The organism is Streptomyces sp. NPDC030165, assembly GCF_055573595.1.
The window spans coordinates 301,237-315,014 of the sequence record NZ_JBVIBD010000010.1 but is presented as its reverse complement, the minus strand read 5'-3'; the positions used below and the strand labels follow the sequence as shown (position 1 = coordinate 315,014).

Here is a 13,778-nt window from a genome sequence, read left to right as displayed (position 1 = left end):
ACCGGCCCCAGGGTCCGCGGGCCCCGGCGGCCTACAGGCCGAGCTGGGCCTCCAGGGCCTTGGCCACCGCGTCCTTGTCGCCGTCCAGCTGCACGTCGGCAACCGTCTGCCGCCCGAAAGTGAACAGCAGCAGTTCGCCGGGCTCCCCGGTGACCGTGACGACCGGCGCACCACGGTGCGCGACCGCCGTCCGGCCGTCCGGGCGGCGCAGCACCAGCCCCACCGGCGACTTGCGCCCCAGCAGCCGCGCCATCTTCTCCAGGCGCGACCACAGCGCGTCCGCGAAGACCGGGTCCGTCTCGCGCGGCGTGAAGTCCGGCCGCGCCCGCCGCACGTCCTCGGAGTGGATGTAGAACTCGACCGTGTTGGCCGCCTCGTCGATCTGCTTGAGCGCGTACGGCGACAGCCGCGGCGGGCCAGTCCGGATGAGCCGCAGCAGCTCCTCGTACGGCTTCGCCGCGAACTCCCGCTGTACCCGCTCCAGGCGGCCGGCCAGCGGCTTGACGAGCAGGCCCCCGGCCGCGTCCGCCCGCCGCTCGCGCACCACCACGTGCGCGGCGAGGTCCCGGGTGGTCCAGCCCTCGCACAGCGTCGGCGCGTCGGGCCCGGCGCCCTCCAACAGGTCGGCAAGGAGGAGCCGTTCACGCTTCGCATGGGTCGACATGCGCCCAGCCTACGACCGGGGCCCGGCGGGTGCCACGGCGCCACGCACGGTACCGGTCACGTCCGGACGGGGCTGATGGGGCGAGGGTGGCAGGGTGTCACGTACGCCGCCGGTCGCGGCCGGGCGGGGCCGCCGTACGCGGTCGGCTTCGGGGCCCGTACGCGATCAGCTCCGCAGCAGCAGTACGGCCGCGACCAGCAGCCCGGCGGCGAAGATCGCGAGCAGCACCGCCGCCGCGACCTTCGCCGTGCGGTCGGCGTCCGGAGGCGGCGGCTGGCGGGTCATGGATGCAGGATGCCGTACGCTGGCCGCCCCGCGCGCGCCGCCGGGAACCACCCGCCGCGCCGGCCGTCGGGGAAGCACCGGGCGCAGCGGCGGCCCCTGCACCACCCGGCGCACCCGCCGTCCGGCACACGGCACAATGGACCCATGAGCAGCCGCGTCCTGGATTCCCAGCTCGACCCGGCCGTCGCCGCCCGCCTCAAGCGGGACGCCGACGGGCTGGTCCCCGCCATCGCCCAGCAGTACGACACCGGCGAGGTGCTGATGCTCGGCTGGATGGACGACGAGGCGCTGCACCGCACGCTCACCACCGGCCGCTGCACGTACTGGAGCCGCAGCCGCCAGGAATACTGGGTCAAGGGCGACACGTCCGGACACGTCCAGCACGTGAAGTCCGTCGCCCTGGACTGCGACGCGGACACGGTCCTGGTCAAGGTCGACCAGGTCGGCGCGGCCTGCCACACCGGAGCCCGGACCTGCTTCGATGAGGATGTGCTCATCGAAGGGCAGTAGGCTCCGCGCCATGACCTCGGGAACCACCGGCACCGCCACACCGGACCTGGAGAACTTCCGTACGCTCGCGAAGGACCGCCGGGTCATTCCCGTCACCCGGCGCCTGCTCGCCGACGGCGACACCCCGGTGGGCCTCTACCGCAAGCTGGCCGCCGAACGCCCGGGCACCTTCCTGCTCGAATCGGCCGAGAACGGCCGCACCTGGTCCCGGTATTCCTTCATCGGCGTCCGCAGCGCCGCCACCCTGACCGTCCGCGACGGGCAGGCCCACTGGCTGGGCACCCCACCGGTCGGCGTGCCCACCGAGGGCGACCCGCTCGCCGCGCTGCGTGCCACCGTCGAGGCGCTGCACACTCCCCCCGCGCCTCGCGGCGCGGGAGACACCCCCACACGTGACCTGATCGAGGGCCAGGGCCTGCCCCCCTTCACCGGCGGCATGGTCGGCTACCTCGGCTACGACATCGTGCGCCGGCTGGAGAAGATCGGCGACAGCACCACGGACGACCTCGGCCTGCCCGAGCTGACCATGCTGCTCACCTCCGACCTGGCCGTACTGGACCACTGGAACGGCACGGTCCTGCTGATCGCCAACGCCATCAACCACAACGACCTGGAGACAGGCGTGGACGAGGCGTACGCGGACGCCGTGGCCCGCCTGGACGCCATGGCCTACGACCTGGCCCGCCCGGCCCCCGCGAGCGCCGCGGCCCTGCCGCCCTCCGAACTGCCCCCGTACACCGCGAAGTGGGGCGGCCCCGCCTACCAGGAGGCCGTCGAGACCGTAAAGGAGCGCATCCGCGCGGGCGACGCCTTCCAGGTCGTGCCCTCGCAGCGCTTCGAAACCGACTGCACCGCCTCCGCGTTGGACGTCTACCGGGTGCTGCGGGCCACCAACCCCAGCCCGTACATGTACCTGCTCCGCTTCGAGGACGGCGTCGACATCGTCGGCTCCAGCCCCGAGGCGCTGGTCAAGGTCGAGAACGGGCAGGCCACCCTGCACCCCATCGCGGGCACCCGGCCGCGCGGCGCGAGCGTCCCCGAGGACCAGGCCCTCGCCGACGAGCTGATGGCCGACCCCAAGGAACGCGCCGAGCACCTGATGCTCGTCGACCTCGGCCGCAACGACCTGGGCAGGGTCTGCGAACCCGGCAGCGTCGAGGTCGTCGACTTCATGTCCGTCGAGCGCTACAGCCACGTCATGCACATCGTCTCCACGGTGACCGGCCGGCTGGCGCCGGGCCGCACCGCCTTCGACGTGCTCACCGCCTGCTTCCCCGCGGGCACCCTCTCCGGTGCCCCGAAACCCCGCGCGATGCAGATCATCGAGGAGCTGGAGCCGACCCGGCGCGGCCTGTACGGCGGCTGCGTCGGCTACCTCGACTTCGCCGGGAACTCCGACACCGCCATCGCGATCCGAACGGCGCTGCTCCGGGACGGCACCGCCTACGTCCAGGCCGGCGCGGGCGTCGTCGCGGACTCCGACCCGGTGTCGGAGGACACGGAGTGCCGCAACAAGGCGGCCGCCGTGCTGCGGGCCGTGCACACGGCCAACGGACTGGGGTCCTGAGCGGGGTTTTCACGGGCCCGGGGGACCGCGCGCGGGAAGCGGTCGCGCCGCCTCCGTACAGTGGTGGACGTGACTGCCGTAGACCACCCCCACACCGGCGCGAGCGCGTCGCCGTCGTCTCCGCCGGCCAGGCCCGCGCGCAGCGGCAAGAGCCTGGCCCTCGCGCTGACCGCCGGCGCGGCCGGCGCCGCCGTCGTGCTGCTGGCCTCCGGCCGCACCTGGGCCAAGGCCACCGCCGTCGTCGCCCAGGGGCAGCTGCCGCAGACCGCCTCGGGCCAGGACGTGACGGGCGTGCCCGGCGCGCTCGCCATCGTCGGGCTCGCCGCCCTGGTCGCCCTCTTCGCCGTACGCGGGGCGGGCCGCACGGCGGTCGCCGTTCTCCTCACCCTCAGCGGTCTGGGCACCGTCGTCGGCGCCTACCTCGGCATCTCCGACACCGCGGCGCTCCGCGAGAAGGCGGCTACCGCGACCGGGCTGTCCGACGCCGGCGTCCAGGACGTCTCGCACACCTTCTGGCCCTGGGCGGCCGTCGTCGGCGGCCTCCTGCTGCTGGTCGCGGGCGTGCTGGCACTGCTGTACGGACGCCACTGGCCCGCGATGTCCGGGCGCTACGAGCGCGCCGGGGCGGCCCCCCGCGGCCCGCGCCGTTCCGCCGCCGCCGACCCGGACCGCCCGGAAGAGATGTGGAAGTCCCTGGACCGCGGCGAGGACCCGACCCGGTAGTGGTCGCGCCCCGGCCATCGGGGACAATGGACCGCGAGGGATCACCGCGCCCCGACTCAGGCGCGAAAAAGCTACGAGGAGCACTCATGTCGAGCAGTGGCCACGGACACACTCCCGCCGCCTGGACCGGCGTCATCATCTCGTTCATCGGCTTCTGCGTCGCCGGCGCCTTCACCGTGCTGGCGAACGTGCCCGGGTTCTGGGCGGGCATGGTCCTGATCGGCCTCGGTGCCGTGGTCGGCGGCGTGATGCGCGCGGCCGGCATGGGCCAGAGCGGCAAGAAGGGCGCCACGGCCCACGGCCAGGCCAAGGCCCGGCCCCAGGAGGGCTGAGTCCCCGCCGGGCCCGGCCCGGCGACAGCGGATCCTACGGCGCGGCCCCGCGGCCCGTACGGAAGTGCCCCGGAGGCACCACCCGTATGGAGGCCCGGGGCCGCGTTGTTGTGTGTCCGGGAACGGGCGAGGGCGACGGGGGTGACGGGGGTGCGTGGGGTCGTCCGGTCGCCCGTACGGCGGCCGGTGAGCTGCGTCCCTGCCCGTACGGCAGCACAATCGCCACGTGAGTGAACCTGCGGCTTCGGGCAGTGGCGGGGCGGGCCCTGGGGTCGGCGGGGCGGGTTTCGGCTCCGGCGGGGCCGACCGCGGACCCGCCCGTCCACGACTCGCCTACGGCTTCGTCCGGCGGATGACGGCGCCGTTCGGGGTGCTGGCGGCCGTCGCCGCCTCGTTCGCCTTCGTGGGGCTCGTCGATCCCCACGAGCCCGGTCACTATCCGGCCTGCCCCCTGCTCGCCCTCACCGGCATCTACTGCCCGGCCTGCGGCGGGCTGCGCAGCGCGCACGCCGTCGCGCACGGCGACCTCGTCGCGGCCGCCGGAGCCAACGTTCTGGCGGTCGCCGGTTACGCGGCTTTCGCGCTCTTCTGGGCGGCCTGGGCCGTACGGGCGGCACGCGGGCTCCCGACGGCGGGCCCGCGCCCCCGAGCCGTCCACTGGTGGGCGCTGGGCGGGCTGCTGCTCGCCTTCACGGTCGTACGCAATCTTCCGTCGGGGGAGGGGCTGGCTCCGTAAGGGACCGGGGTCCGGGGCCGGGCCGAGGAGGGCGGCTTTCCGTTTCCGGACGGCGGAACGGACGCGGTACGGACGCGGTGCGGGCACGGTACGGGGGTGGTACGGGGACTGTGCCGAGGCATCTGGAAGCAAGCTGCGGACCAAGGGTGGCGAGATCGTCCCACGGGCTGTCGAAAGCTCGCCTGACCTGCGGTTTTCCTGGCCACTCCGTAGGTTGTCCGTCCAACTGGCGGGACCGTCGTCAACCGGATGTGAGACCTTTGCCCCTCGCCGGATACCATCGGAGAGCCTGACGGGGTGACACTGGCCCAGAGGGCGACTGCCACCCTCCACCGCTCAAGAAGGAGGCCGCTCGCGTGAGTGTGCTCGACGAGATCATCGAGGGAGTCCGCGCCGACCTCGCCGAGCGGCAGGCGCGTGTCGGCCTCGACGAGCTCAAGGAGCGGGCCCTCAAGGCGCGCCCGGCCAAGGACGGGGTCGCGGCCCTCAAGGGCGACAGCGTCACGGTGATCTGCGAGGTCAAGCGCTCCAGCCCCTCCAAGGGCGCGCTCGCCGCCATCGCCGACCCGGCCGGCCTCGCCGCCGACTACGAGGCGGGTGGCGCGGCGGTCATCTCCGTGCTGACGGAGCAGCGCAAGTTCGGCGGTTCGCTCGCCGACCTGGAGGCCGTACGGGCCCGGGTCGACATCCCCGTCCTGCGCAAGGACTTCATCGTCACCGCCTACCAGCTGTGGGAGGCCCGCGCGTACGGCGCCGACCTGGCACTGCTGATCGTCTCCGCGCTGGAGCAGGAGGCGCTGGTCTCGCTGATCGAGCGCGCCGAGTCGATCGGGCTGACGCCGCTGGTCGAGGTGCACGACGAGGAAGAGGTCCAGCGGGCCGTGGACGCCGGTGCGCGGATCATCGGGGTCAACGCCCGGAACCTGAAGACCCTGGAGGTCGACCGCGGCAACTTCGCGCGCATCGCGCCGGAGATCCCGGACCACATCGTCAAGATCGCCGAGTCCGGTGTGCGCGGGCCGCACGACCTGATCGCCTACGCCAACGACGGCGCCGACGCCGTGCTGGTGGGCGAGTCGCTGGTCACCGGCAAGGACCCGAAGACCGCCGTCGCCGACCTGGTCGCGGCCGGCTCCCACCCCGCCATCCGGCACGGACGGGGCTGACCCCACACCATGGCCACCGCCCGCCTCCACCGCCCCGGCCCCGGACCCCTCCCGGGGCCGGCCGGCGTGCTCGCCGCGGCCGGTGCCGCGCGCGATCCGCACGCGGCGCTGGGGCGCGGGTGCCGGCCGCGTGGCTGCCGGGCGCCGGCGCGCCGGGTGCGCGGGCGGCGGGTCAGATATCACATCGGCGCGGAGCCGGGGCAGATCAACGGCCGGCGATGGCGTCGTAACGGCGCGCTGTAGCCGCTCGTTGCCGGGCGTGGGTGATTGCTCCCCGTACGTACCAGTACGGAGTTCCGTCCCCGGCGTCCGCTCGTTCTCGCCTTGTCGGCCTGTGTGCCGTTCCGTCCCGCTCCCTGCCGGCTCGGCGGGGTGTCCCGGACGGGCCGTCACCTGGCCGTGGGCGCGCGCAGCGCTTCCGTCGCCTCCGCCTCGTCGCCGTCGCTGTACGTCGCCGCAGTACGTAGCCGCTGTGCACCGTCCTGCTTCGTCTTGCATCGTCCTGCTTCGTCTTGCCTCGTATTGCCTCGTATCGCGTCGTATCGCGGCGTCGTACGAGGAGAGCGTCGGGCGGAGGGGCGCGCACCGCATACCGTGACGTGCACCGCATACCGTGATGCCCGTATATCCATACTTCCGGGGCAGTTGCCCCGATCGAGGAGTACGTCGGATGTCTTCTGACTTCTTCATCCCGGACCCGGAGGGTCAGGTCCCGAACGCCGGAGGCTACTTCGGCGACTTCGGCGGCAAGTTCATCCCCGAGGCGCTGGTCGCCGCGGTGGACGAGGTGGCCGCCGAGTACGAGAAGGCCAAGGCGGACCCGGCCTTCGCCGCCGAGCTGAACGACCTGATGGTCAACTACACCGGGCGGCCCAGCGCTCTGACCGAGGTGCCGCGGTTCGCCGAACACGCCGGCGGTGCCCGGGTCTTCCTCAAGCGCGAGGACCTGAACCACACCGGCTCGCACAAGATCAACAACGTGCTGGGCCAGGCGCTGCTCACCCAGCGCATGGGCAAGACCCGCGTCATCGCCGAGACCGGCGCCGGCCAGCACGGCGTGGCCACCGCCACCGCCTGCGCCCTCTTCGGCCTCGAATGCACCATCTACATGGGGGAGATCGACACCGAGCGGCAGGCCCTGAACGTCGCCCGGATGCGGATGCTCGGCGCCGAGGTCATCGCCGTGAAGTCCGGCAGCCGCACCCTCAAGGACGCCATCAACGAGGCGTTCCGCGACTGGGTCGCCAACGTCGACCGCACCCACTACCTCTTCGGCACGGTCGCCGGACCGCACCCCTTCCCGGCCCTGGTCCGCGACTTCCACCGGGTCATCGGCGTCGAGGCGCGCCGCCAGATCCTGGAGCGCGCCGGGCGCCTCCCGGACGCCGCGGTGGCCTGCGTCGGCGGCGGCTCCAACGCCATCGGCCTGTTCCACGCGTTCCTCCAGGACACCTCCGTACGGCTCGTCGGCTGCGAACCCGGCGGCCACGGCGTCGAGACCGGCGAACACGCCGCCACCCTCACCGAGGGCACCCCCGGCATCCTGCACGGCTCCCGCTCCTACGTCCTCCAGGACGAGGACGGGCAGATCACCGAGCCGTACTCGATCTCCGCCGGACTGGACTACCCGGGCATCGGCCCGGAGCACTCCTACCTCAAGGACACCGGCCGCGGTGAGTACCGAGCCGTCACCGACGACGCGGCCATGCAGGCGCTGCGGCTGCTGTCGCAGACCGAGGGCATCATCCCGGCCATCGAGAGCGCCCACGCGCTGGCGGGCGCGCTGGAGATCGGCCGGGACCTGGGCAAGGACGGGCTGATCCTGGTCAATCTCTCCGGGCGCGGCGACAAGGACATGGACACCGCGGCCCGCTACTTCGGGCTGTACGGGGCGCCCGCCGACGACGCGGTGGAGGCCGACGACACCGACGCCACGGACACCGCGCTCGGCGCGCACGACGAGGGGAGCAAGTGATGGCGGGCAACGTCGGGCTGCTCAGCAGCACCCTGGCCGCGGCCAGGGAGGAGAACCGGGCCGCGCTGGTCGGATACCTGCCGGCCGGCTTCCCGAGCGTGGACGGCGGGGTACGGGCGATCTCGGCGATGATCGAGGGCGGCTGCGACGTCGTCGAGGTCGGACTGCCGCACAGCGACCCGGTCCTGGACGGCCCGGTCATCCAGACCGCCGACGACATCGCGCTGCGCGGCGGCGTCAAGATCAAGGACGTCATCCGCACGGTCGGCGAGGTCCATGCGGCGACCGGCGCGCCGGTGCTGTGCATGACGTACTGGAACCCGGTGGACGCGTACGGCGTCGAGCGCTTCGCCGCCGACCTGGCCGCCGCGGGCGGGGCCGGGTGCATCCTGCCCGATCTGCCGGTCGAGGAGTCCGAGGTGTGGCGCGCGGCCGCCGGACAGCACGGTCTGGCCACCGTGTTCGTGGTCGCGCCGAGCAGCCGGGACGAACGCCTCGCGAAGATCACCGAGGCGGGCAGCGGCTTCGTGTACGCGGCCTCGCTGATGGGCGTCACCGGCACCCGCGAGTCGGTCGGCCGCGAGGCGCAGGACCTGGTGCGGCGCACCCGCGCCACCACCGACCTGCCGGTCTGCGTCGGCCTCGGCGTCTCCAACGCCGAACAGGCCGCCGAGGTCGCGCAGTTCGCGGACGGGGTCATCGTCGGGTCGGCCTTCGTCAAGCGGCTGCTGGACGCCGGTGACGACCTGGAGGCCGGTCTCGCGGGCGTCCGTGAACTGGCCGGTGACCTGGCGGCGGGCGTACGCAAGCGCGGGTGACGCGCGGGCCCGGCGATGTCGGGACGGCTCCGGGGCCGGCTGTGCGACCGGCCGGCCCGGAGGGCGTACGGGGGATGCTGCCGGGCCTGCGGAAGGCCCCTTCGGGCGTGCGGCCGGGGGCTTCTGGCTTGCGATCGCACGTCTGAGTGGGGGGCCTGTGTGTGTCCGGGCCGGTGTCCGGCGGGGCTGTCCCTCGTTAGGACGAAGAACGCGGCGGAGGGGTGCGAGGGCGCCCCTCCGCTTCGTTGTTCAGGGGCGTGAGCCAGAACAATCAAGACAAAAAGAACAGCGCCCGTGAGCGGCTCCAGGCCCAGCGTGCGAAGGAGAAGGCGCGCGAGCGGCGCGGCCGGCAGCTGAAGGTCGCCGGAGCGGTGGTGGCGGTGCTGGCCGTCGCCGGCGGCGTCGGCGTCTGGGCCGCCTCCTCGGGCGACGACTCCGGCAGCGGCAAGGTGGCCCTGCCCAAGGGGGCCCAGGACAGCGACAAGCCCGCGGTGCCGGTCGGCAAGAAGGAGGCCCCGTCCACGCTCACGGTGTGGGAGGACTTCCGCTGCCCCGCGTGCGCCCAGTTCGAGAAGGGTTTCCGCGGCGCCATCCACGAGATGGAGGACGCCGGACTGCTCAAGACCGACTACCACCTCGCGACGATCATCGACGGCAGCATGAGCGGCAAGGGGTCGGTCACCGCCGCCAACGCCGCGCTCTGCGCCCAGGACGCGGGCCGCTTCCGCGAATACCACGACGTGCTGTACGACAACCAGCCGCCGGAGCAGCAGGACCGCTTCGCCGACAAGAAGTACCTCAAGCAGCTGGCCAAGAAGGTGGACGGGCTGGCCGGCGACACCTTCGACCAGTGCGTCGACAAGGGTACATATACGGACTTCGTGCACAAGTCCAACAGAGCCTTCACCAATACCGGCTACCGGGGCACCCCGACCGTCCTGCTGAACGGCAAGAACCTCGCGGACGAGAAGAACCTCACCCCCGAGGGGCTCAAGCAGAAGGTGCGGGACGCCGCCAAGGACAAGAAGGCGGGCGGCGGCTCCTCCGGGGACAAGCCGGCCGACGCGAAATCCGGCAGCGGAAAGGCGGAGACCGGAGCCAGTACCGTCGGCGCCTCGGCGGGCAGCGGGGCCGGGCACTCGGCGGGCGCGGGCACCGCGGCCGGCGCGGGCCACAGCGCCGGACAGGGGCACAGTGCCGGAGCCGGTGCCGGGCACACGGGCGGGAGCAGGGACAGGGTTCCGGCACCGTGAGGAGGCGGTCCGGCGCGCCACCGGGCCGGGCCGGTGCCGCACTGGACGGGGCCGGTGGGGTGACGGACCGGCCCGGGGTGCCGCTCCACCGGTTCGGCGGGGGGACGGCTCGACCCGCGGCACCGCCGTACCGGTCCGGCGGGGGGACGGCTCGGTCCGGGACACCGCCGTACCGGCCCGGTGCCGCGCCCGGCGTAACCGACCGCCGGCAGTGACGGTCGTTACACAGCCGTAGCCGGGTGGGTTGTCGCCCCGCCCACCTGGCGCGGTAGCGTCGTCCCTGCCATGGACCTCGCATTCATTCCCAGCCCCTCCACGGGCGTCGTACATCTCGGCCCGATCCCGCTGCGCGGCTACGCCTTCTGCATCATCATCGGCGTCTTCATCGGCGTCTGGCTCGGCAACAAGCGCTGGATCCAGCGCGGCGGCCGCTCCGGGACCGTCGCGGACATCGCCGTGTGGGCCGTGCCCTTCGGGCTCGTCGGAGGCCGCCTCTACCACGTCATCACGACGTACGAGCCGTACTTCGGCAAGGGCGGCCACCCCCTCAACGCCTTCAAGGTCTGGGAGGGCGGCCTCGGGATCTGGGGCGCCGTCGCACTCGGCGCCGTGGGGGCCTGGATCGGCTGCCGCCGCCGCGGCATCCCGCTGCCCGCGTACATGGACGCGCTGGCGCCCGGCCTCGCCCTGGGCCAGGCGGTCGGCCGCTGGGGCAACTGGTTCAACCAGGAGCTCTACGGCCGCGCCACCGACCTCCCGTGGGCGCTGAAGATCAGTGACGACCCGTCCATCGGCCGGGTCGGCGGCACCTACCACCCGACGTTCCTGTACGAGTCGCTCTGGTGCGTCGGTGTCGCGCTGCTCGTGATCTGGGCGGACAAGCGCTTCAAGCTGGGCCACGGGCGCGCGTTCGCGCTGTACGTGGCGTCCTACTGCGCCGGCCGCGCCTGGATCGAGTACATGCGGGTCGACGAGGCCCACCACATCCTGGGCCTGCGCCTGAACGTGTGGACCGCGCTCATCGGACTCGTCCTGTCCGTCGTCTACATCGTGGTCTCCGCGAAGAAGATCCCGGGCCGCGAAGAGGTCGTCGAGCCGGGAGCGCTGGACACGGCCGCGGACGGCGCGGGAACGAAGACGGACGGCACCGGGCCCAAGGCCACCGACGGCGGCGAGCGCGGCAAGGACGCCGAAAGCGCTGAAGACACCCGGACCGCGCAGGACACCAAGGACGCCGAGAGCGCTGAAGACACCCGGACCGCGCAGGACACCAAGGACGCCGAGGCGGCTCCCGAGGCCGCGGGCAGCGGCAAGGAGAGCGTGGCCAAGGGCGCCGCGAAGCTGACGAAGGACGCCGGGTCCGGCAGCCGCAGCGGCAAGGAGTCCTGACACACGGCGTCGCACTGCCGGAGCGTGACGGAGGCCGTCCGGACCCAGCGGGGTCGGGGCGGCCTCCGCCGTGTCCGGCGGGCTCACCCTTCCTCCCCGACCCGGGCCCCGCGGGCTGCCAGTGTGAGGACCCGGTGGGCGGCGGCGACCACCGCCGGGTCGACGAAGCGGCCGTCGGGCAGGGCGCAGGCACCGGCGTGGGCGGCTGCCGCCTGCACCGTCTCCACGGCTCTCTCGACCTCCTCGGCGGTGGGCAGGTAGGCCCGTTCGATCACCGGCAGTTGACGTGGGTGCAGCGCGGCCCGGCCGAGGAATCCCAGGGCCCGGCCCCGTGCGCACGACAGTGCCAGCGCCTCGGTGTCGCGCAGGTCGGGGAAGACCGACTGTGGCGGGGGCGGCAGCCCGGCCGCGCGGGCGGCAATCACCGTACGGCCGCGGGCCCAGGCCAGCCCGTCGTCGTCCCGTACCCCCAACTCGGCCCGCAGGTCGGCCTCGCCCAGGGAGAGGCCGCGCAGCGCCGGGTGTGCGGTGGCGACGGCGAAGGCGTTCTCCACACCGAGGGCGGTTTCGAGCAGCGCGTGCAGCGGCGGTACCGCTCCCGCGTCACCGGGACCGGCCGTGGACGCCCAGGCCGCGGCGCGGCGGATGCCGGTGACACCGTCGACCTTGGGCAGCCGTAGCCCGTCCAGCGCGGGGAGGGCCGCGAGGGTCCGGATCTCCGTCGCGGCGTGCGGGCCGGTGAGCGCGTTGACCCGGACGTGGAGGGCGGGCCCGGGGGCTGAACCGTGGGCCGTGGGCCGTCGTACGGCGAGCAGTTCGGCGGTGGCCCGCAGGGCGTACGGCTTGCGGTCGGCGGGGACCGCGTCCTCCAGGTCGATCACCACCGCGTCGGCCCCGGACACCAGCGCCTTGGCGACCACCGCAGGGCGGTCACCCGGTACGTACAGCCAGGTCAGCGGTGGGACGGCGGACGGGGCAGCGGCCGGTGCGGTGGCGGCGGTCATACGACACCGTCCGCACGCAGCGCCGCGATCCGCGCGGCGGACAGGCCGAGCAGGCCGGACAGCACCGCGTCCGTGTCCGCGCCGTGCGGGCGGCCCGCCCACCGGATGGCGCCGGGCGTGGCGGAGAGACGGAAGAGGACGTTCTGCATCCGCACCGTGCCCAGCTCGTCGTCCGGGACCTCGGTGATCGAATCCAGCGCCCGGTACTGCTCGTTGTCCATCACCCCACGGATGTCGCAGACCGGCGCCACCGCCGCCTCGGCCCGCTCGAACGCGGCCACCACCTCGTCCCGGCCGTGCCGCGCTATCCAGCCGCCCACCGCCGCGTCCAGCTCGTCGGCGTGCCGGGCCCGCCCCGACCCGGTCGCGAACCACGGCTCGGAGACGAACTCCGGGTGGCCGACCAGGCGCAGCAGCCGTTCGGCTACGGACCGGGTGGCGGCGGAGACGGCGAGCCAGGCGCCGTCGGCGGTGCGGTAGGTGTTGCGCGGCGCGCTGTTGGCGGAGCGGTTGCCCGTACGGGGCTGGACGTGGCCGAGCTGGTCGTACCAGACCGGCTGCGGGCCGAGGACCGTCAGCATCGGCTCGATGATCGCCAGGTCCACGACCTGGCCGCGGCCGGTGCTCTCCCGGCCGCGCAGCGCCGCCATGACGGCGTACGCGCAGGTCAGCGCGGCGACGGAGTCGGCGAGCCCGAAGGGTGGCAGCGTCGGCGGGCCGTCCGGTTCGCCGGTGAGCGCGGCGAACCCGCTCATCGCCTCGGCGAGGGTGCCGAAACCGGGGCGGTGCGCGTACGGCCCGAACTGGCCGAACCCGGTGACCCGGGCCAGCACCAGCCCCGGATTGACGGCGGTCAGCTCCGCCGGGCCCAGGCCCCACTTCTCCAGGGTGCCTGGGCGGAAAGCCTCGATCACGACGTCCGCGCCGGCGGCCAGTTCGAGCAGGACGTCCCGGCCGCCCGGGGCGGCGAGGTCGAGGGTGACGGTCTTCTTGTTGCGGCCGAGCAGTTTCCACCACAGGCCGACGCCGCCCTTGGCGGGGCCGTGCTCGCGGGACGGGTCGGGCCGTCGCGGGTGCTCGACCTTGATGACCTCGGCACCGAAGTCACCGAGCAGTGTGGCGGCCAGCGGCCCGGCGAACAGTGTGGCCAGGTCGAGGACCCGCAGTCCGGCGAGGGGCCCGGGAGTGGGAGCGGCCGAGGCGGCGGTCTCCGTGGTGCGGGTCTGCGGTGGGTCGGGATCAGGGGCGGCGGGGGCATCCCGGCTGGGGACGGTGGTGGCGGGAGGGCGGGTCCCGGGTGGTTCCTGGTGCTGCATGGTGTGCCTCGCATTCTTCGGGTGGCAGGCCGGGCCGGGG

The 13,778-nt window shown here is 73.7% G+C and carries 14 protein-coding genes; 11 read left to right on the top strand and 3 right to left on the bottom strand.

Annotated elements, in window-relative coordinates; translation table 11 throughout:
- Positions 1–31: 31 nt before the first annotated feature.
- Positions 32–664, bottom strand: a complete 633-nt coding sequence (locus tag ACZ4Z1_RS21135; RefSeq protein ID WP_468488116.1) for a TIGR03085 family metal-binding protein — start codon at positions 662–664, stop codon at positions 32–34.
- Positions 665–1,093: 429 nt separating this feature from the next.
- Here ACZ4Z1_RS21135 and hisI point away from each other — a divergent pair, with 429 nt between their 5' ends.
- From hisI to lgt, 11 genes are all read left to right on the top strand, one after another.
- Positions 1,094–1,459 (top strand): phosphoribosyl-AMP cyclohydrolase, encoded by a 366-nt coding sequence (gene hisI, locus ACZ4Z1_RS21130; RefSeq protein ID WP_468488115.1) that lies wholly within the window; start codon positions 1,094–1,096, stop codon positions 1,457–1,459.
- A 10-nt stretch (positions 1,460–1,469) separates the two neighbouring features.
- The gene (locus ACZ4Z1_RS21125) at positions 1,470–3,026 is read left to right on the top strand and encodes an anthranilate synthase component I (protein ID WP_468488114.1); all 1,557 of its coding nucleotides are present in this window, start codon (positions 1,470–1,472) and stop codon (positions 3,024–3,026) included.
- A gap of 69 nt (positions 3,027–3,095) precedes the next feature.
- Positions 3,096–3,749, top strand: a complete 654-nt coding sequence (locus ACZ4Z1_RS21120) for a TIGR02234 family membrane protein (RefSeq protein WP_468488113.1) — start codon at positions 3,096–3,098, stop codon at positions 3,747–3,749.
- Between the two features lie 86 nt (positions 3,750–3,835).
- Positions 3,836–4,081 carry an HGxxPAAW family protein gene (locus ACZ4Z1_RS21115; protein WP_468488112.1) on the top strand — a complete coding sequence of 82 codons (246 nt, stop codon included), beginning with the start codon at positions 3,836–3,838 and terminating at the stop codon, positions 4,079–4,081.
- A 352-nt stretch (positions 4,082–4,433) separates the two neighbouring features.
- On the top strand, positions 4,434–4,817 hold the full coding sequence (locus ACZ4Z1_RS21110) for a DUF2752 domain-containing protein (RefSeq protein ID WP_468488156.1): 384 nt from the start codon (positions 4,434–4,436) through the stop codon (positions 4,815–4,817).
- 356 nt (positions 4,818–5,173) lie between these two features.
- Positions 5,174–5,983, top strand: coding sequence for an indole-3-glycerol phosphate synthase TrpC (gene trpC / locus ACZ4Z1_RS21105; RefSeq protein ID WP_468488111.1), 810 nt, complete (start codon positions 5,174–5,176; stop codon positions 5,981–5,983).
- Positions 5,984–5,992: 9 nt separating this feature from the next.
- A complete protein-coding gene (gene trpM / locus ACZ4Z1_RS21100) occupies positions 5,993–6,226 on the top strand; it encodes a tryptophan biosynthesis modulator TrpM (protein ID WP_468488110.1) in 234 nt (77 codons plus the stop codon).
- Positions 6,227–6,653: 427 nt separating this feature from the next.
- Entirely contained in the window at positions 6,654–7,958 is a 1,305-nt protein-coding gene (gene trpB / locus ACZ4Z1_RS21095) for a tryptophan synthase subunit beta (RefSeq protein WP_468488109.1), read from the top strand.
- Entirely contained in the window at positions 7,958–8,776 is an 819-nt protein-coding gene (trpA, locus tag ACZ4Z1_RS21090) for a tryptophan synthase subunit alpha (RefSeq protein WP_468488108.1), read from the top strand. The genes trpB and trpA overlap by 1 nt, the downstream gene beginning before the upstream one ends.
- Positions 8,777–9,033: 257 nt before the next feature.
- Positions 9,034–10,029 (top strand): DsbA family protein, encoded by a 996-nt coding sequence (locus ACZ4Z1_RS21085; protein WP_468488107.1) that lies wholly within the window; start codon positions 9,034–9,036, stop codon positions 10,027–10,029.
- Positions 10,030–10,314: 285 nt separating this feature from the next.
- The gene (gene lgt / locus ACZ4Z1_RS21080; protein WP_468488106.1) at positions 10,315–11,418 is read left to right on the top strand and encodes a prolipoprotein diacylglyceryl transferase; all 1,104 of its coding nucleotides are present in this window, start codon (positions 10,315–10,317) and stop codon (positions 11,416–11,418) included.
- An 83-nt stretch (positions 11,419–11,501) separates the two neighbouring features.
- Here lgt and ACZ4Z1_RS21075 read toward each other — a convergent pair whose 3' ends face one another.
- Positions 11,502–12,422 carry an HpcH/HpaI aldolase/citrate lyase family protein gene (locus tag ACZ4Z1_RS21075; protein WP_468488105.1) on the bottom strand — a complete coding sequence of 307 codons (921 nt, stop codon included), beginning with the start codon at positions 12,420–12,422 and terminating at the stop codon, positions 11,502–11,504.
- A complete protein-coding gene (locus tag ACZ4Z1_RS21070) occupies positions 12,419–13,738 on the bottom strand; it encodes a CaiB/BaiF CoA transferase family protein (RefSeq protein ID WP_468488104.1) in 1,320 nt (439 codons plus the stop codon). The genes ACZ4Z1_RS21075 and ACZ4Z1_RS21070 overlap by 4 nt, the downstream gene beginning before the upstream one ends.
- Between the last annotated feature and the right edge of the window lie 40 nt (positions 13,739–13,778).